Source organism: Pseudomonas sp. FP2196 (genome assembly GCF_030687715.1).
Classification (GTDB): domain Bacteria; phylum Pseudomonadota; class Gammaproteobacteria; order Pseudomonadales; family Pseudomonadaceae; genus Aquipseudomonas.
Window position 1 is genome coordinate 2616690 of sequence record NZ_CP117445.1, and the last position, 21313, is coordinate 2638002.

General features: G+C 63.1%; 2 protein-coding genes. Both read left to right on the forward strand.

The genetic code is table 11. The features are described 5' to 3' along the window. Positions 1-28 precede the first annotated feature (28 nt). Positions 29-13006 carry a non-ribosomal peptide synthetase gene (locus tag PSH79_RS11855; RefSeq protein ID WP_305443068.1) on the forward strand — a complete coding sequence of 4326 codons (12978 nt, stop codon included), beginning with the start codon at positions 29-31 and terminating at the stop codon, positions 13004-13006. After that, entirely contained in the window at positions 13003-21303 is an 8301-nt protein-coding gene (locus tag PSH79_RS11860) for a non-ribosomal peptide synthetase (protein ID WP_305443071.1), read from the forward strand. Before PSH79_RS11855 ends, PSH79_RS11860 begins: the two co-directional genes overlap by 4 nt. The last annotated feature ends 10 nt before the right edge of the window (positions 21304-21313 follow it).

A 21313-nucleotide genomic window follows, 5' to 3' on the forward strand; every position in this document is an offset into this window, starting at 1 on the left:
TTTTCCCGTATTTACAGCAGGTTACTCCATGCATTTCAGCGAACTGATGGCTGTTATTTCGACCCATGCGATCCGCCTTCAACAGGAAGATGAAGACCTGGTCATTCTGGGTGACGACGACGCGCTGGATGACGCGTTGTGGGACAGCCTCGCTGCGCACAAGGCGCAACTGCTGGAACTGGTCGCCAGCCATGGCGGCGACTGGCTGAGCCCGGCGTTTCGGATCACCCCGGACATGCTGCCGCTGGTGACGCTGGATCAGGACAGCCTCGACCGCATCATCGCCACGGTGCCGGGCGGCGCGGCGAATCTGCAGGACATTTACCCGTTGGCGCCGTTGCAGGAGGGCATGCTGTACCTGCACCTGTCGGCACCCGCAGGCGATCCGTATGTGTCGCAAGCGCGATTCGCTTTCGACAGCCGTGAACGACTGGATGCGTTCGCCGAAGCGCTGCAATGGATGATCGGACGCCATGACATCCTGCGTACTTCGTTCATCTGGGAACGGCTGGACGAGCCACTGCAAGTGGTTCAGCGCAAGGCCTCGCTGGGCTGTGAGGAGGTCGAATTGCAGGGCTGCGGTGATGTGCTGCAGCAGTTGCTGGATTGCTATGACCCGAAGTTCTTCCGCCTTGACGTGCAGCAAGCGCCGCTGTTGCGTCTGGTGTTTGCGCAAGACCCGGCAAACGGGCGAGTGGTCGCGCTCCTGCTGTTTCACCATTTGATCATGGATCACATCGCGCTGGACGTGGTGCGCCGCGAAGCGCAGGCGTATTTGCTCGGGCAGACCGCCCTGGTCGCCGCGCCCGTGCCTTATCGCGACCACTTGGCCCGGGCGCGCATGGGCGCCAGTGAACAGGCGCATGAGGCGTTTTTTCGCGAGATGCTTGCGGACATCGACGAGCCGACGCTGCCTTGCGGTTTGCAGGACGTTCAAGGCGACGGGCAGGCCATCGAAGAAGCCTGGTTGATGCTCGACAGCGACTTGAGCCGAGCGCTGCGTGCGCGTGCGCGGCAATTGGGCGTGAGCGTGGCAAGCCTGATGCACCTGGCGCTGGCGCGGGTGTTGGGCCAATTGTCCGGGCGTACGGCGGTGGTGTTCGGCACCGTGTTGCTCGGGCGGATGGAGGCGGGCGAGGGCGGTGAGCAGGCGTTGGGGATGTTCATCAATACGCTGCCGCTGCGCGTGGATGTCGGCGAGGAGAGTGTTCACGCCGCCGTACTGAAGACCCATCGACGCCTGACTGCGTTGCTTGCCCATGAGCAGGCCTCGCTGGCGCTGGCCCAGCGTTGCAGCGCGGTAGCAGTACCGACGCCTTTGTTCAGCGCAATCCTCAACTACCGTCACAGCGCCGTCGAAGAAGTCGCCGAGGTGATCGATATCGCACCCGGCGTTCAGGTGTTGGGCGCCCGGGAACGCACCAACTATCCGTTGACCGTCAACATCGATGACCTTGGCGAAGATTTGCGCATCACTGCGCTGGCGGACGCCAGCCTCGGCGCCGAGCGGATTGCCCGTTACTTGCACACGGCGCTGGAAGGCTTGGTTGAAGCGTTGCAAGCCGATCCGCAAAAGCCGCTGCACAGCCTGAATATTTTGCCGGCCAGCGAACGTGAACAACTGCTGCACGGCATTAACGCGCCGCTGGCACAGTTCCCCGATACGCCACTGATCCATCAACAGTTTGAAGCCCATGCGCAGGCCCGGCCGGACGCCACTGCGTTGATCTTTGATGAACAGACCCTGAGCTATGGCGAACTCAACCGTCGTGCCAATCAGGTTGCACATCACTTGCTGGCGCTGGGCATTCGTGTGGACGACCGCGTGGCGATCTGCGTCGAGCGCGGCCCGCAAATGATCATCGGCTTGCTTGGCGTACTCAAGGCCGGCGCCGGTTATGTGCCGATCGATCCGGCATATCCACTGGATCGAATTGCTTTTACGTTGCAGGACAGCGCGCCCGTCGCGGTGTTGATGCAAGCGGCGACGCGCGACCGCGTGGCGGCTCTCGACGTGCCGACAGTCGATCTCGACAGCGCGCATTTACGCGCCGAACTCGCCACTAACCCACAGATTCCGGAACTGACCCCGGCGCACCTGGCGTACGTGATCTACACCTCCGGATCCACCGGTTTGCCCAAAGGCGTGATGGTCGAACACCGCAACGTCGCGCGACTGTTTTCGGCCACTCATGACTGGTTTCAATTCAACCCGCAGGACATCTGGGCGCTGTTCCACTCTTTTGCCTTCGATTTCTCGGTATGGGAAATCTGGGGCGCGCTGAGTTTTGGTGGGCAGTTGCTGCTGGTGCCGCAAGCCGTCAGCCGTTCACCGGACGACTGCTATGCGCTGCTGTGCCGTACCGGCGTCACCGTGCTTAACCAGACGCCGAGCGCCTTCCGGCAATGGGTCGCTGCACAGGCACGCAGCCCGTTACAGCATTCCTTGCGAGAGGTGATTTTTGGTGGCGAGGCGCTGGAGCCCGGCCTGCTTAAGCCGTGGTACGCGCGAGTTGGCAATGCCGGTACGCGGTTGGTGAACATGTACGGCATCACCGAAACCACGGTGCACGTGACCTACCGACCGCTGGTCGCGGCGGACGCGCAATTGATGGGCGTAAGCCCGATTGGTGTGCGCATACCCGACCTGCAACTGTATGTGCTCGACGCGCAACGCGAACCGGTGCCGGTGGGTGTGACCGGTGAGTTGTACGTCGGCGGCGCCGGGGTTGCCCGTGGTTATCTGAATCGCCCGGCGCTGACCGTCGAACGCTTTATTGCCGACCCGTTCAGTGGCCGTGCCGAGGCGCGTTTGTACAAGACCGGCGACCTTGCGCGCTGGGCCGCAGACGGCAGTCTTCAATACCTGGGGCGTAACGACGATCAGGTGAAAATCCGTGGTTTCCGTATCGAACTCGGCGAGATCGAAGCACGCCTGGCCGCCTGCGCAGGCGTTCGCGAAGCGCTGGTGATTGCCCGTGAAGACAGCCCCGGCGAGCAGCGTCTGGTAGCGTACTGGCTGGCTGACGAGGGCCTTGAACCCAGCGCTGCGCAATTGCGCGATCACCTGCAGGCTTCGTTGGCCGAGTACATGGTGCCGAGCGCCTTCGTGCGCCTCGATGCCTATCCGCTGACCACTAACGGCAAACTTGATCGCAAGGCCTTGCCGCCACCGCACAGCGAGGCGTTCGCCCGTCGCGGTTTCGAGGCGCCGGTGGGTGAGGTGGAAGCGCTCATCGCTGGAATCTGGCAGAACCTGCTCGGCGTCGAACAGGTCGGCCGCCATGACAACTTCTTCGAACTCGGCGGCCATTCACTGCTGGCGGTGAAGCTGATCGAGCGTATGCGCCAACACGAATTGCATTGCGACGTGCGCGTGCTGTTCGGCCAGCCGAGCGTGGCGGCGCTGGCGGCGACCCTGAGCACAGCCAGTGTCAGCGTGGTGCAGGGCAATCTCATCGAGCCCGGTTGCACGCACATCACCCCCGACATGCTGCCGTTAGCCACACTGGATCAGGGCGGCATCGGCCGGGTCATCGCCAGTGTGCCCGGCGGCGTCGCCAATGTGCAGGACATCTACGGGCTGGCGCCGTTGCAGGCGGGGATTCTCTATCACCATCTGGCAACCAGCGCCGGCGATCCCTATGTGTTGCAGGCGCAATTCGCGTTTGACGGTCTGGCGCAGATCAAAACCTTTGTCCGCGCCTTGAATGAGGTGATTGGCCGTCACGATATTCTGCGCACCAGTGTGGTCTGGGAAGGGCTGGAAGAACCGGTACAGGTGGTGTGGCGCGAGGCAGCGCTGGCGCTGGAACGGGTCGATGCCGACGAACTCGACGGCGATGTACTGGAGCAAATGCAGGCACGCTTCGATCCGCGTTCGGCGACAAAAACAGCACGGCTGAATCTCAACCAGGCACCGCTGATGCGCTTTGCCTATACCGAAGATCAGCCGCATAACCGTTGGATCGGGATTCTTTTGCTGCATCACATCGTGCTCGACCACACGGCACTGGAGGTGCTGGTAGCGGAAGTGAACGACGTCATGCACGGCCGGACAATCGATCTACCGGCGCCGGTGCAATATCGCAATTACGTGGCGCAGGCACGGCTGGGTGCAAGCGAAGCAGCCCATGAGGCGTTCTTTCGCGACATGCTTGGCGATATCGACGAACCGACCCTGGCGTTCGGTTTGCAGGACGTGCACGGCGACGGCAGCGACATTCTCGACAGTCATGCAGCGCTGGACGCCGGCCTCGGCGAACGTCTGCGCGAGCAGTCGCGTCGGCTCGGCATCAGTATTGCGAGTCTGGTGCATCAGGCGTGGGCGCAGGTGTTGGCGAAAGTCTCCGGTCAGCAGGAAGTGGTGTTCGGCACCGTGCTGCTGGGGCGGATGCAGGGCGGCGAGGGCGCGGACCGTGCGCTGGGCATGTTCATCAATACGTTACCGCTGCGCATCAGCGTGGGCTCAGCGTCGGTGCAGGACAGCGTGCGCGCCACTCATCAATGCCTGGCGCAATTGCTCGGGCACGAGCAGGCGTCGTTGGCACTGGCCCAGCGTTGCAGCGGCGTATCAACGGCACTGCCGCTGTTCAGCACCTTGCTCAACTATCGTCACAGTGCGGCGGATTCGGCGGCGCTGACGTGGCAGGGCATTGAGATCCTCAACTCTCGCGAGCGCAGCAACTACCCGTTGGTGGTCAGCGTCGACGACCTTGGTAACGCTTTCGGGCTGAGCGTGCAGGCGGTGCCACAAGTGGATGGCGCGCGGGTATGCGATTACTTGCAAACGGCGTTGCACGGACTGGTAACGGCGCTCGAATACACGCCTGACGCGCCGCTGCAGCAGCTGTCAATCTTGTCGCCGAGTGAGCGTCAACGGGTATTGGTGGGTTTCAACATCACCGGCCGTGACTACCCGGCTGGACAGCCAATCCAGCGTTTGTTCGAGGCGCAAGTCGCGGCGCGCCCCGATGCATGGGCGGCGGTGCAGGGCGAGGAGCGCCTGAGCTATCGCGAACTGAATCAGCGTGCCAACCGCGTGGCGCACCACCTGATCGGCCTCGGCGTGCAACCGGATGATCGTGTCGCCGTTTGTATGCGTCGCGGCCCGGACATGCTCGTGGCGCTGCTGGCGATTCTCAAGGCTGGCGCCGGTTATGTGCCGGTCGATCCGGCCCATCCGCGCGAGCGCATCGCTTATCTGTTGCAGGACAGCGAGCCGGTGGCGGTGCTCGCCCAGCCTTCGACGCGCGATTTGCCGACAAGCGTGCCGGTGATCGACCTGCACGGTGATGACTGGCAGCGCTTCGCGCAGACCAATCCTCAGGTGCCGGCACTGAATCCGGGGCATCTCGCCTATGTGATCTACACCTCCGGTTCCACCGGCCAGCCCAAAGGCGTGATGGTCGAACACCGGACCCTGGAAAACCTCGTGCACTGGCACGCCGAAGCGTTTGACCTGCACGCCGGCAGCCACACCGCGAGTGTCGCCGGCTTCGGTTTTGATGCGATGGCGTGGGAAGTCTGGCCGGCGTTGTGTGTCGGCGCGACCTTGCACCTGCCGCCCGAATCCATCAGCAATGAACACCTCGATGAATTGCTCGACTGGTGGCGTGCGCAGCCGTTGCAGGTGAGTTTCCTGCCGACGCCGGTGGCCGACTATGCGTTCAGTCGCCATCTTGGCCACCCGACCTTGCGCACGCTGTTGATCGGCGGCGACAAGCTGCGGCAGTTCCCGCGTGATCAGACGTTCGACGTGATCAACAACTACGGCCCGACCGAGGCTACGGTGGTGGCGACGTCGGGGCTGATCGAATGCGGGCAGGTTTTGCATATCGGGCGGCCGATTGCCAATGCCCGAGTCTATCTGCTGGACAGCCAGCAGCAGCCGGTGCCGGTGGGTGTGCAAGGTGAACTGTATGTCGGTGGCGCCGGTGTCGCGCGGGGTTATCTGAATCGCCCGCAATTGACTGCCGAACAGTTCCTCGACGACCCGTTCAGTGACGAGCCGAACGCCCGGATGTACCGCACCGGCGACCAGGCACGCTGGCTGGCCGACGGCAATATCGAATACCTGGGCCGCAATGACGATCAGGTCAAACTGCGCGGCGTACGTGTCGAACTCGGTGAAATCGAAGCGGCCCTCAGCGCTCACGACGCTGTGCAGGATGTCGTGGTGCTGGTACGCGACGGGCGGCTGGTCGCGTGGTTCACCGAACGCGAAGCTGTCGAAATTGCCGGACTGCTCAGCCATTTGCAGGCCCGATTACCGGACGCCATGATCCCGGCAGCCTATGTGCGTCTGGACGCTTTGCCGTTGACGGCCAACGGCAAACTCGACCGCAAGGCGCTGCCCGAACCCGATCACAGTGCGTGGCTCAGCCGCGCCTATGAAGCACCGCAAGGCCCGGTGGAAACCGCGTTGGCGCAGATCTGGGCGACTGTACTCAAGGTGGATCAAGTCGGCCGTCACGACAACTTCTTTGAACTCGGCGGTCATTCGCTGTTGGCGGTGAGCCTGATCGAACGCATGCGCCAGATCGGCCTGAGTGCTGATGTGCGCGTGCTGTTCAATCGGCCGACCCTGGCGGCGCTGGCCGCAGCCGTGGGGCGCGGGCGCGAAATCGACGTGCCGGCCAATCGCATTCCAGCCGATTGCACGCGCATCACCCCGGACATGCTGACCCTGACCGATCTGGATCAGGCCAGCATCGACCGCATCGTCGCCACTGTGCCCGGTGGTGCGGCCAATGTGCAGGAGATTTACCCGCTGGCACCGTTGCAGGAAGGCATTCTCTATCACCATATCAGCGCCGCAGACGGTGATCCTTACCTGCTGCAGTCACGTCTGGCATTTGCCGACATCGAGCACTTGCACGCCTTTGCCGAGGCGTTGCAAAGCGTGATCGTACGTCACGACATCCTGCGCACCAGCGTGGTTTGGGAAGGGCTGTCGAGCCCGCAGCAAGTGGTCTGGCGTCAGGCGCCGATGAGCGTGCAGGCCGTTGCGCTGGAGCCAACCGGCGGTGACATCCTCGGACAGTTGCATGGGCGATTCGATGCCCGCCAATTCCGTATCGACCTTGGCCAGGCGCCACTGTTGCGTCTGATGTATGCCCTCGACCCGGCCCATGACCGAGTGGTGGGGATGTTGCTGTTTCACCATATCGCCCTCGATCACACGGCGCTGGAGGTGGTGCGCCATGAGATGCAGGCCAGTCTGCTGGGGAGTATCGAGCCGCTGCCGGCCGCGGCGCCGTATCGTAACTACGTGGCCCAGGCTCGCCATGGCGTCAGCGAGCATGAACACGAAAACTTCTTCCGCGAGATGCTCGGCGATATCGACGAACCGACCCTGCCATTCGGCTTGCGCGACGTACAGGGTGATGGCCGCGAGATCGAGGAGCATGTGCTGGCGCTGCCGGCCGGGCTGAGCCAGCGTTTGCGCGTTCAGGCCCGGTTGTCCGGCGTCAGTGCGGCCAGCCTGTTCCATTTGGCCTGGGCGCAAGTACTGGCAGCGACAGCCGCTCAGCAACACGTTGTTTTCGGCACCGTGTTGCTGGGACGGATGCAAGCAGGTGAGGGCGCAGACCGGGCACTTGGGGTGTTCATCAATACCTTGCCGTTGCGCATGGACGTTGATGACCGCAGCGTCGGCGACGCGGTTCTGAGTCTGCACAAGCGGCTGGCCGCACTGCTGGGGCATGAGCACGCTTCCCTGGCCCTGGCGCAACGTTGCAGTGGTGTGGCGGCGCCCTTGCCGCTGTTCAGTTCGGTACTCAACTATCGACACAGCGCCGAGCGATCAGCGTCGACACAAGCCTGGCAAGGCATCGACTTCCTTGCCCATGAAGGGCGCACCAATTATCCGCTAACCCTTAGCGTCAATGACTTGGGCGAAGGGTTCAACCTGGCGGTCCTGACCCCGAGCCACGTCGGCGCGCAACGGGTTTGCGAACTGATGCATACCGCCATCGGGGCGCTGGTGACGGCGCTGGAACACAACCCCGAACAGCCGCTGAATCGCCTTTCAGTCCTGCCCGCGTTCGAGCGCGAGCGGGTGCTGCACGACTTCAACGCCAGTAGCGCCGATTACCCTGTCAGTCAGACAGTCCACGGACTGTTCGAAGCGCAGGTTCTGCGCACACCCCATGCGTTGGCTGTGCAGGCGGGTGAGCAGCGCTTGAGCTTCTTGCAACTCAACCAACAGGCCAATCGCCTGGCGCATTACCTTGCAGGGATGGGCGTGGGGCCGGATACGCGAGTAGCGATCTGTCTCAAGCGCGGCCCGCAGATGCTGGTCGGGTTGTTGGCGATCCTCAAGGCCGGCGCTGCCTATGTGCCGATCGACCCGGCTTATCCGGCGGAGCGCATCACTTACCTGCTGAGCGACAGTGCGCCATTGGCGGTGCTGGGACTGGACACGCGGTTGCCGTGTGAGGTGACGGTGCCAGTAATCGATCTTGGCGAAGAACACTGGCAGGATTTGTCGGCGGACAATCCCCGGGTCAGCGGCTTGACCGCGCACAACCTCGCTTACGTGATCTACACCTCCGGCTCCACCGGCCAGCCCAAAGGCGTGATGGTCGAACACCGGACTCTGGAAAACCTCGTGCACTGGCACGCTCAAGCCTTTGATCTGCACCCCGGCAGCCACACCGCGAGTGTCGCCGGCTTCGGTTTTGATGCGATGGCGTGGGAAGTCTGGCCGGCGTTGTGTGTCGGCGCGACCTTACACCTGCCGCCCGAATCCATTGGCAATGAGCACCTCGATGAGCTGCTCGACTGGTGGCGTGCGCAGCCGTTGCAGGTGAGCTTCTTGCCGACGCCGGTGGCTGAATATGCGTTCAGCCGCGAGTTGGGCCATCCGACCTTGCGCACGCTGTTGATCGGCGGCGACAAGCTGCGGCAGTTCCCGCGTGATCAGACCTTCGACGTGATCAACAACTACGGCCCGACCGAGGCTACGGTGGTGGCGACGTCGGGGCGGATCGAATGCGGGCAGGTTCTGCATATCGGGCGGCCGATTGCCAATGCCAAGGCCTATGTACTCGATGCGCAACAGCGTCCGGTGCCAGTTGGCGTCGCGGGTGAGTTGTACGTCGGTGGTGCGGGGGTCGCGCGGGGTTATCTGAACCGTGACGACTTGACTGCCGAGCGGTTCATCAACGACCCGTTCGCCACCCAGGGTGCGCGCATGTACCGCACCGGCGACCTGGTGCGCTGGCTGGCCGACGGCAATATCGAATACCTGGGCCGCAACGACGATCAGGTCAAACTGCGCGGTGTACGTATCGAGCCGGGCGAAATCGAAGCGGCGCTCGCCAGCCATCCAGCGGTGCAGGAAGCGGTAACACTGGTGCGCGACGGGCAATTGCTGGCCTGGTTTACCGAGCGCACGTCAGTCGCTATCGAGGACTTGCGCAAACATCTGCAAAACCGCTTGCCACAAGCCTTGGTGCCGGCGGCCTACGTGCGACTGGACGCTTTGCCGCTGACCGCCAACGGCAAACTCGACCGCAAGGCTCTGCCGGAACCGGATCAAAGTGCATGGCTCAGCCGCGCCTATGAGGCACCGCAAGGTCCGGTCGAAACCGCGCTGGCGCGGATCTGGGCCGAGGTCCTGAAGGTCGAACAGGTTGGCCGCCACGACAACTTCTTTGAACTCGGTGGGCATTCGTTGCTGGCAGTGAGTGTGATCGAACGCATGCGCCAGATCGGCCTGAGCAGCGATGTGCGCGTGCTGTTCAACCAGCCGACCCTCGCGGCCTTGGCTGCTGCGGTGGGCAGTGGTCGTGAAATCGACGTACCGGTCAATCGCATTCCAGCCGATTGCACGCGCATCACCCCGGACATGTTGACCCTGATCGATCTGGATCAGGCCAGTATCGAACGCGTCGTCGCCACGGTTCCGGGTGGTGCGGCCAACGTGCAGGATATTTACCCGCTGGCGCCGTTGCAGGAAGGCATTCTTTACCACCACATCACTGCCGCCGAACGCGACCCTTACGTGCTGCAATCGCGAATGGCATTCGCCAGCGTCGAGCGCGTCGAGGCCTTCGCCAACGCGCTGCGGCAAATCATGCAGCGCCACGATATTTTGCGCACGGCCATCATCTGGCAGGGCTTGGCCGCGCCTCTTCAGGTGGTTTGGCGTCACGCCGAGTTACCGGTGCAGGAGGTTGCGATCGAGCAACTGCTGGAACGGCGCCTGGATCTCAGTCAGGCGCCATTGGTTCGGCTGCTGTACGCCCGCGATCCAGCCAATGATTGCGTGGCGGGGCTGCTGCTGTTCCATCACATCGCCCTGGATCACACCGCGCTGGAAGTGGTGCGTCACGAGATGCAGGCGAGTCTGCTGGGGCTGACCGATCCGTTACCGGCGGCGGTGCCGTATCGCAACTACGTGGCACAGGCCCGATGGGGGATCAGTGAGCAGGAACACGAGGTGTTTTTCCGCGACATGCTCGGCGACATCGATGAGCCGACCTTGCCGTTCGGTTTAAGTGAGGTGAACGGCTCGGCCGGCGCTTACGAAGAAACCGCTCAGGCTTTGCCCGAGGTATTGGCGCAACGCTTGCGCAGTCAGGCGCGACAAGTGGGCATCAGCGTCGCCAGTCTGTTTCACCTGGCATGGGCGCAGGTACTGGCAGCCACCTCCGGGCAGGAACGCGTGGTCTTCGGCACCGTGCTGATGGGGCGGATGCAGGGTGGGGCGGGGGCCGATCGCGGGCTGGGGATGTTCATCAATACCTTGCCACTGCGTGTGGATGTCGGCGACCAACCGGTGCGGGCCGCGCTCAAATCGACGCATGCGCGACTCACCGGACTGCTCGGGCACGAGCACGCTTCGCTGGCACTGGCCCAGCGTTGTAGCGGTGTCGCTGCGCCGGCGCCGTTGTTCAGCGCGATGCTCAACTATCGGCACAGCAGCGCAACCCAAACGCAAGCGCACCCGGCCTGGCAGGGTATCGAGACGTTGGCCGGCGAAGAACGCACCAACTATCCGCTGAGCCTCAATGTCGACGATCTGGGCGCGGGCTTCAGAATCACTGCGATTACCTCTGCCGAGGTCGGCTCGCAACGGATCTGTTCTTATGTGCAAACGGCGCTGAGCGTGCTGGTCGAGGCACTGGAGCAGGCGCCGCAACAACCGCTCAATCGCCTGTCGATCCTGCCCGATCAGGAGCGCCAGCGACTGCTGTTCGACTTTAACGCCACGGCGGTTGACTACAACCTGCAGCAAACCCTGCACGGCATGTTCGAGGCGCAAGTGCTGCGAACTCCGCAGGCGTCGGCGGTGCAAGTCGGTGACCAGCGTTTGAGCTTCGAGCAATTGAACGAGCGCGCCAACCGCTTGGCCCATCACCTGCGCAATCTTGGCGTACAGCCTGATTCACGCGTGGCGATCGGCGTCGAGCGCAGTGTGCAAATGGTCATTGGCTTGCTGGCGATCCTCAAGGCCGGCGGGGGATATGTGCCACTCGATCCGGATTATCCGCCGGAACGCATCGCTTACATGCTTGCCGACAGCGCTCCTGTGGTGCTGCTGGTGCAGAGCGCTACAGCCGGGTTGGCAGCTGACGTGGCTGTGCCGGTGATCAATCTGGATCAGGAAACGTGGCAGGACTTGTCGGCGGACAATCCGCCAGTCGCCGGGCTGACCCCCAACCACCTGGCCTACGTGATCTACACCTCCGGTTCTACCGGCCAGCCCAAAGGGGTGGCCAACGAGCACTCGGCGGTGGTGAACCGCCTGCTGTGGATGCAGGACGCTTATGCGCTGACACCGACGGACGCGGTGCTGCAAAAAACGCCGTTCAGCTTCGACGTGTCGGTCTGGGAGTTTTTCTGGCCGCTGATGACCGGTGCGCGGCTGGTGCTGGCGCGTCCCGGCGGACACAAGGAACCGGCCTACCTGAGTGAAGTGATCGAAAGCGAAAACATCACCACCGTGCATTTCGTGCCATCGATGCTCGATGTGTTTCTCGCCCACGGCCAGACCGAGCGTTGCGCAGGGTTGCGTCAGGTCATGTGCAGCGGCGAAGCATTGCCCGGCAGTCTGGTGCGACGGTTCAAACAACAACTGCCGGCCAGCGAACTGCACAACCTGTACGGCCCGACCGAAGCGGCAGTGGATGTCACGGCCTGGCATTGCAGCGGATCTTGCGAAGACATTCCAGACAACACGCCGATTGGCAAACCGATCGCCAATACCCGGATGTACATCCTCGATGCGTGGCAACAACCGGTGCCGCAAGGCGTGGTCGGCGAGTTGTACATCGGCGGTGTGCAAGTGGCGCGGGGTTATTTGAACCGTGCCGAGCTGAGCGCCGAACGGTTCCTCAACGATCCGTTCAGTGATCAGACGCACGCGCGGATGTACCGCACCGGCGACATTGCCCGCTACCGCGCCGACGGCAATATCGAGTACCTGGGGCGCAACGACGATCAGGTGAAAATCCGTGGGCTGCGCATCGAACTGGGCGAGATTCAGGCAGGCCTGACACAGATTGGCGGCGTGCAGGAAGCGGTCGTGGTTGCCCGCGAAGATGTTCCAGGGGATAAACGTCTGGTGGCCTATTACACCGGCGCACGGCTGGACGTCGACATTCTGCGTGGGGCTTTGCTGCAGCATCTGCCGGACTACATGGTCCCGGCGATTTTCGTCCATCTCGACCGCTTGCCGCTCAGCCCCAACGGCAAACTCGATCGCAAGGCGTTGCCGGTACCGAATCAGCACTCGGTGATCACCCGCGAATACGAAGCGCCGGTCGGTGAGTTGGAAATCATCCTGGCGCGGCTCTGGTGCGAGTTGCTCAACGTCGAGCGGGTTGGGCGGCACGACCACTTCTTCGAGTTGGGCGGGCATTCGTTGCTGGCGGTGAGTCTGGTCGGACGCCTGCAACAGGAAGGCATGGAAGCGGATGTCAGGGCGTTGTTTGAACACCCGACCCTGGCCGGTTACGCGGCAATCACGGAAAGAATGGAGATCGTCCTGTGAACGTGAACGAACTGTTGGCGACGTTGAAGGAAAAAGACATCCAGTTGGCGGTCACTGATGACCAGTTACGGGTCAACGGCAACAAACAGGCGTTGAGCGAGCCGGCCCTGCTGGCGTCGCTGCGCGAGCACAAGCTGGCGCTGATCGAACGGATCAAGGCCGGGACCTATTCGGCGGCGAGAGCGGGGCAAGTCGAGGTGCCGGTCAATGGCATCGTCGCAGGCACCACGCGAATCACTGCGGCGATGCTGACGCTCGCCGAGCTGAGTCAGGACCGTCTCGATCAATTGGTCGACACCGTCCCCGGTGGCGCCACCAACGTGCAGGACATCTATCCGCTGACACCGTTGCAGGAAGGCATCCTCTATCACCATGTCAGCGCCACCCATGGCGATCCGTACGTCATGCAGGCGCATTTTGCGTTCAGCGGGCGCGAGCGCTTGCAGGCGTTCGTCCAGGCCTTGCAGACCGTGATCGACCGTCACGACATTCTGCGCACAGCGGTGTTCTGGGAGGGTTTGGATACGCCGTTGCAAGTGGTTTTGAGAACCGCCGAGCTGCCGCTGGAAGAGGTGCAGTTGGAAGTGGCCGACGGTGACGTGCTGACGCAGTTGCACAAGCGTTTCGACGCCCGGCATTTTCGCCTCGACGTCAGCCGTGCGCCGCTGTTGCGCCTGGTCCACGCGTGGGATCCGCGCGAGGAGCGCATCGTCGCCATGTTGCTGTTCCATCACATGGCGATGGACCACTCCGCGCTCGCGGTGGTCAGCGAGGAGCTGCAAGCCTGCCTGTCCGGATTCGCCGCACGATTGGGGCCGCCCGTGCCGTTTCGCAACTACGTGGCACAAGCTCGACTGGGGATCAGTGAGCAGGAACATGAAGCTTTTTTCCGCGACATGCTCGGTGACATTGACGAGCCGACATTGCCGTTTGGTTTGCAAGGTGTTCACGGTGACGGCAGCGATATCGAGGAGCTCAGTCTGGCGCTTGATCCGCTGCTCGGTCAGCGTTTACGGGCGCAGGCGCGTTTGCTGGGGGTGAGTGTCGCGAGCCTGTTCCATCTCGGTTGGGCGCAGGTCTTGAGCGCGCTGACCGGTAAATCGAATGTGGTGTTTGGCACCGTGCTGATGGGGCGGATGCAAGGCGCCGAAGCCACCGACCGCGCCTTGGGGATTTTCATCAACACATTGCCGTTGCGGGTTGATGCAGGGGCGCAAGCGGCGGACGAGGCAGTGAAGGCCACCCATGCGCGCCTGACCACCCTGATGCGCCACGAGCACGCGCCGCTGGCGCTGGCCCAGCGTTGCAGCGGCGTGGTGGCGTCTTCGCCGTTGTTCAGCACGCTGCTCAATTACCGGCACAGCGCGTCGAGTGCCCATGCCAGCGCCGAGGCGCTCGCAGCCTGGGAGGGCATCAGCGTCTTGCGTTCGGAAGAACGTACCAACTACCCGCTGACCCTGAGCATCGACGATTTTGCTGACCGCTTCAGCCTGACATTGCTCGCCAGCACCGAGGTCGACCCTCACCGAATCTGCACCTACATGCTGTGCGCGGTGGAAAACCTGCTGCTGGCCCTGGAGCGCACATCAGACACCCCGTTGAATCAATTGCCGGTGTTGCCTCCGGCCGAGCGCGAGCAGGTTTTGTCGGGGTTCAACGCCACTCACGTCGAGTACGCGCCGGCGCAGCCCCTTCATCTTCGCTTTGAGGCGCAGGTGCTCGCCCGGCCCGACGCGTTGGCGGCGGTGTATCTGGGTGAGCAATTGACGTTCGCCGAGTTGAACCACAAGGCCAACGCCCTGGCCCATTATCTGATCGGGCTGGGCGTAAAACCCGACGATCGGGTGGCGATTGTCGCCCGACGCGGTTTGCAAACCCTGGCCGGATTGCTGGCGATTCTCAAGGCCGGTGCCGCTTACGTACCGGTGGACCCGGCGCACCCCGCAGAGCGCTTGAGCTTCCTGCTCAGCGACAGCGCGCCGGTGGCTGTGCTGACATCCAGTGATCTTGCACAGCGTCTGCCCGTTCTGGACGTGCCGGTGATCGATCTTGACCCGTGCACCTGGCCGCTGGGCACCACCCATAATCCCCAGGTGCCAGGCCTGAATACCTCGCATCTTGCCTACGTGATCTACACCTCCGGCTCCACCGGTCTGCCCAAAGGGGTGATGGTCGAGCACCACACGCTGTGCAATCTGGTTGACTGGCACTGTGCAGCCTTCGATTTATGCGCCGGTCGCCACACTTCAAGTCTGGCCGGGTTCGGTTTCGATGCCATGGCATGGGAAATCTGGCCGGCGCTGTGTGCTGGCGCGACCTTGCATATCGCCCCTGCCCACGACGGCAGTGAAGACATTGATGCCTTGCTCGCCTGGTGGCGTGCGCAGCCGTTGGACGTGAGTTTTCTGCCGACGCCGGTTGCCGAGTACGCCTTCAGCCAGAACCTGGAACATCCGACCCTGCGCACACTGCTGATCGGTGGCGACCGGTTGCGGCAGTTTTCACGCAATCAGCACTTCGACGTGATCAACAACTACGGCCCGACCGAGACCACGGTGGTGGCGACATCCGGGCGCATCGAGGCGGGCGATGGGTTGCACATCGGTAAACCGGTGAGCAATGCGACGGTGTATCTGCTCGATGAACAGCAACGGCCGGTGCCGATTGGCGTGACCGCAGAGTTGTATGTCGGCGGCAGCGGTGTTGCCCGTGGCTATCTGAATCGGCCGGACTTGAGCGCCGAACGCTTTCTGCGCGATCCGTTCAGCCGCGCACCGCAAGCGCGGATGTACCGCACCGGCGACCTGGCACGCTGGCGTGTCGACGGCAGCCTCGAATACCTGGGCCGCAACGATGATCAAGTGAAGATCCGCGGCGTGCGCATCGAGCTGGGGGAAATCGAGAACCGCCTCAACCAGCTCCCCGGCATTCAGGAGGCGGTGTTGCTGGCTCGCGAGGATGAACCGGGGCAGCCACGACTGGTGGCGTATTTCACCGAACAGACGCAGGTTCAGCCATTGGCTGTGGCTGAACTGCGCGCGCAGCTATTGACGCAGTTGCCCGAGTACATGGTGCCGTCAGCCTTCGTGAAGCTTGATGCACTGCCGCTGACCGCCAACGGCAAACTCGACCGCAAGGCCTTGCCCAGACCTGAGCGCTCGGCGCTGTTCACCCGGGCATACGAGGCGCCGCAGGGTGAAGTGGAATTCACCTTGGCGCAGATCTGGGCCGAGGTGCTGCAGGTTGAACGGGTCGGGCGTCGGGATCATTTTTTCGAGTCGGGCGGCCACTCGTTGCTGGCCATGCGCATGGTTGCGCAGGTACGCCAGCGCTTGGGAGTCGAGCTTGCGCTGGGCGAGTTGTTCGCCAATGCCGAACTGGCGGCGGTGGCGCAAGCGTTGACCCAGGCCGGGCGCTGCACGCAGCCGCCGATTCTGGCCGTGCCGCGCGAAGGGGTGCTGCCGCTGTCGTTTTCCCAGCAGCGATTCTGGTTTCTGGCGCAGATGGAAGGTGCCAACACGGCGTACAACATCCCGATCGGTCTGCGCTTGCGCGGTCTGCTTGACGACGATGCGCTGCAACGGGCACTGGCCCGCATCGTCGCGCGCCACGAGTCCCTGCGCAGTCGTTTTGCCCCGTTCAACGGCGACGCACAGGTGCTGATCGCGCCGGTGAACAGCGGTTTGCTGTTGCGCGTCGAGGATTTGCGTCTGCACCCGCAGGCTGACGAGGCTTTGCTCGCGCTGATTCAGGGCGAAGCATCGGGGCCGTTCGATCTGGAGAGCGATCCATTGATTCGCGGACGGCTGGTGCGGTTGGCTGACGATCACCATGTGCTGTTGATTACCTTGCACCACATCATCTCGGACGGCTGGTCGATGGGTGTGCTGACTCGCGAACTGATGGCGCTGTATCAGGCGTTCAGCCATGGCGAGGAAGATCCGTTGCCGCCGCTGGCGTTGCAGTACACCGACTACGCGCTGTGGCAACGACGCTGGTTGAGCGGCGAGGTGTTGCAGCGCCAGAGTGAGTACTGGCAACGCACGCTGGCTGACGCGCCGGCTTTGTTGACGCTGCCCACCGACCGTCCGCGCCCCGCACAACAGGACTATGCCGGCAGCAGCGTCGAGTTGCGGCTGGACGAGCGCTTGAGTGCCGGGCTCAAAGCTTTGAGTCAGCGTCATGGCGTGACCTTGTACATGACGATGATGAGTGCCTGGGCGATGGTGCTCAGTCGCTTGTCCGGGCAGGCTGATGTGGTGATTGGCTCACCGGTGGCCAACCGCACGCGAGCCGAAATCGAAGGTTTGATCGGCCTGTTCGTCAACACCCTCGCATTGCGTATCGATACCTCGGGAGCGTTGAGCGTCGAAGCATTGCTGGCGCGGGTCAAGGCACTGACGCTGCAAGCCCAGGCCCATCAGGATCTGCCGTTTGAACAAGTGGTAGAAATCACCCGGCCGGTGCGCAGTCTGGCGCACAGTCCGCTGTTCCAGACCATGCTCAACTGGCGTAACAGCGATGGCCCGGCGCTGGCCTTGGGTGAGCTGACGCTGGAGGCTGTCGCGGAGCCAAGCCACTTCGCCAAATTTGACCTGACGCTGACCCTGGGAGACGCGCAGGGCGGTATCGGCGGCTGGCTGGAATACGCCACGGCACTGTTCGATGAAGCAACGGCGCAGCGGTTTGTCGGTTACTTCCAGCAGTTGCTGCGGGCGATGGTCAGCAATGATCAAGCGGTGCTGGAGCATGTGCCGCTGGTCGAGGACGAGGAACGCCAGCGATTGCTGGTCGACTTCAACGCCACTGAACGGGAGTGTCCGCAAACCCTGACCGTTCACCGCGTGTTCGAACAGCACGCGGCGGCGCGGGGCGAAGCCGTCGCGGCGGTGCATGGCGCGCAAGCGTTGAGTTACACCCAGTTGAACCGCAAGGCCAACCAACTGGCCCATTACTTGATGGCTCAAGGCGTAAGTCCCGGCGACCCGGTGGCGATTCTGCTGCCACGCTCGCTGGACCTGTTGATCGCGCAACTGGCGATCAGTAAGTGTGCGGCGGCGTACCTGCCGCTGGACATCAACGCGCCTGCCGATCGTCAGGCATTCATGGTTCAGGACTGTCAGGCGGCGGCGTTGCTGACGGCGACCGGTGTCGTATTCGATGACCCGGTGCGCCGGATAGATCTGGATGCCCTGGCCCTCGACGGGCAACCGTCGCACAACCCGCAACTGCCGCAGTCGGCTGAGTCTTTGGCGTACATCATGTACACCTCCGGCTCAACCGGTACACCGAAGGGCGTGATGGTGCCGCATCGGGCGATCACCCGGCTGGTGATCAATAACGGCTACGCCGATTTCAATCCGCTTGATCGGGTGGCCTTCGCTTCCAACCCGGCATTCGATGCCAGCACGATGGATGTCTGGGGCGCGCTGCTCAATGGTGCTCAGGTTGCGGTGATCGACCCTGCAACCCTGCTCGACCCGCAGGCGTTCGGGCACGAGTTGCGCCGCTGCGGGGCGACCATCCTGTTTGTCACCACCGCGCTGTTCAACCAGTACGTGCAACTGATTCCCGAGGCACTCAAAGGTCTGAGAATCCTCCTGTGCGGCGGTGAACGGGGTGATCCGGCGGCGTTTCGCACCCTGCGGGCGCAGGCGCCGGACCTGCGCCTGGTGCACTGCTACGGTCCGACGGAAAGCACGACCTACGCCACGACTTTTGAAGTGCGCGCCGTTGCGAACGATGCCGACAGCGTGTCGATTGGTGGCCCGATTTCCAACACCCGGGTGTATGTGCTCGATGCCCATCAGCAACCGGTGCCGTTCGGTGTGATCGGTGAGCTTTACATCGGCGGGCAGGGCGTAGCGTTGGGCTACTTGAATCGACCTGAACTGACTGCCGAGAAATTTCTCAGCGATCCGTTCAGCGACAAGCCCGAGGCAATGATGTACCGCACCGGCGATCTGGTGCGCTGGTTGGCGCCGGGGCAACTGGAGTGCATAGGGCGCAACGACGATCAGGTAAAGATCCGTGGTTTCCGCATCGAATTGGGGGAAATCGAAAACCGCCTGCTGAGCTGTCCGGGCGTCAGGGAAGCGGTGGTGCTGGCGCGGCGTGACGGTCAGGAACCGATGCGCTTGGTGGCCTATTACACGGCGCATGATGCGAGCCTGCAAAGCGCCACCCTGCGCGCGTTGCTGCAAGCACGCCTGCCCGAGTACATGGTGCCTGCGGCCTGGGTGCGCCTCGACACGCTGCCGCTGAACAACAATGGCAAGGTCGATCGCAAGGCGTTGCCGGTGCCGACACCGCAAGCCTTGCTCACTCGCGTTTACGAAGCGCCGACCAATCCCGTGGAGGCGAATCTTGCCCTGCTTTGGGCAGAGGTGTTGCAGGTCGAGCGCGTCGGCCGCCACGACAACTTCTTTGAATTGGGCGGGCATTCATTGTTGGCGGTGCGCCTGGTCAGCCTGCTGCAACAGAACAACCAGACGATGACCCTGGCCGAACTGTTCCAGCATCCGACTGTGGAGTCCGCGGCAACGCTGATCAGCTCGCGCAACGGTGTGGCCGAGCCGCAAAACGGCCTGGTCGTGGTGCGTGCCAGCCGTCATGGCACACCGTTGTTCCTGGTGCATGAATTCAGCGGCCGGGACGTGTATTTCCCGGCGCTGGGCACGCACGTCGCCGGTGAGTTCCCGATCTACGGGTTGCCGGGCATCGACCTCGGGCAACCCCAATTGCGCACGATGGAATGCCTCGCGACGCGACTGGTCGGGATTATCAGTGCGCAGCAGCCCAGTGGGCCGTATCGACTGGCCGGCTGGTCGTTCGGTGGCGTGCTGGCGTATGAAATTGCCCTGCAGTTGCTCGGCATGGACGAGTCGGTGGAATTCCTCGGTTTGATCGATACCTATGTGCCGCGTCTGGCCGACCCGGACAAGGCACGCTGGAACGACGCCCATGTGCACAAGCGCCAATTGTTGCTGCATTGCACGGCGCATTGGGCCGGGCAGGGTGCCGAGGGGCAGCAAGCCCTGGCTCGCCTGGCGCTGCTGCAGACCGAGCTGGAACCGATGGCGTTCGCGGAGCTGTTCCAGCGTTGCCGGGAACAACAATTGTTGCGTCCGGAACTGGCGGCGATCGCTTCGACGGATGCCTGGCACTACCTCGACCGGGAAGTGGCCCACGGGCATGCGTTGGCGCACTACCGGATTGCTCCGAGTCCACTGACCCTGCATTTACTGCGCGCGCAGGAGCGCTCGGCGCAAATGTCACTGCTCAGCCCGACGCGGGGGTGGGCCGAAGAGTTGCCTGCGGGTTTGCTGCATTGCATCGACGTACCCGGGGATCACCAGAGCATGATGAAGGCGCCGCATATCGGCGCCCTGGGACGAGCGCTCAGTCAGGCACTGGACGAGGCGAAGGTTCCTGCGCCCGTCACTTATCAGCCGCTGTTGACTGTGCAGACCGGCCACCCCGGGCATGCACCGATCTTTTGTGTACCCGGCGCGGGTGACAGCGTCACCGGGTTTATCCACCTGACCGAGGCGCTCGGGCCGGAGTGGCCGATTCACGGTCTGCAACCGCGCGGCCTCGATGGCACCACGGTGCCGCACAGTCAGGTCGATGCCGCCGCCAGGTTTTATGTGCAAGCCATCGAGCAACTCTACCCGAAAGGTCCGGTGCACCTGATCGGCCACTCGTTCGGCGGTTGGGTGGCACACGCGATGGCCGCGCAACTGCAAGGTGCCGGGCGCAAGGTCGCCTCGTTGACCCTGATCGACAGCGAAGCGCCTGGCGGTGATGGTGTGGTGGGCAAGCCGTACACGACCACTGCTGCGTTACAGCGCTTGATCGAGGCGTTGCAGCTGTCTTGCGGTAAATCGCTGGGTATCGATGCGCAGGCGTTTGCCGAGGCCGACGACGTTTTGCAGATGCGCCTGTTGCATCAAGGCATGGTGCGTGCCGGCGTGCTGTCCGCTCGCTCATCCGAACAGGCGATGCACGGCCCGGTGCGCACCTTTGCCACTGCGCTGCGCACGGTTTACCAGCCACGCCAGGCTTACACCGGCCCGGTGCGGCTGGCGCTGGTCGACGACCCGACGCTGGACGCGGCGGGCAATCAGCGCGAGCAAGCGGCGATGGTCGAAGGCTGGCAGCGCCAAGTGACGGATCTGGCGGTTTGGTACGGGCCGGGTAACCACTTCACGATTCTCAAGGCGCCCAACGTCTTCAGTCTTGCGGCGTGGTGGCATGACGGCTTGTCGGTGCCGGTTAACGAAGTGCTGTCCTGAATGTTGTTTA

Bases quoted from the DNA above. Each gene is read 5' to 3' on its own strand.
- PSH79_RS11855 (WP_305443068.1), top strand. From the start codon at position 29: ATGCATTTCAGCGAACTGATGGCTGTTATTTCGACCCATGCGATCCGC.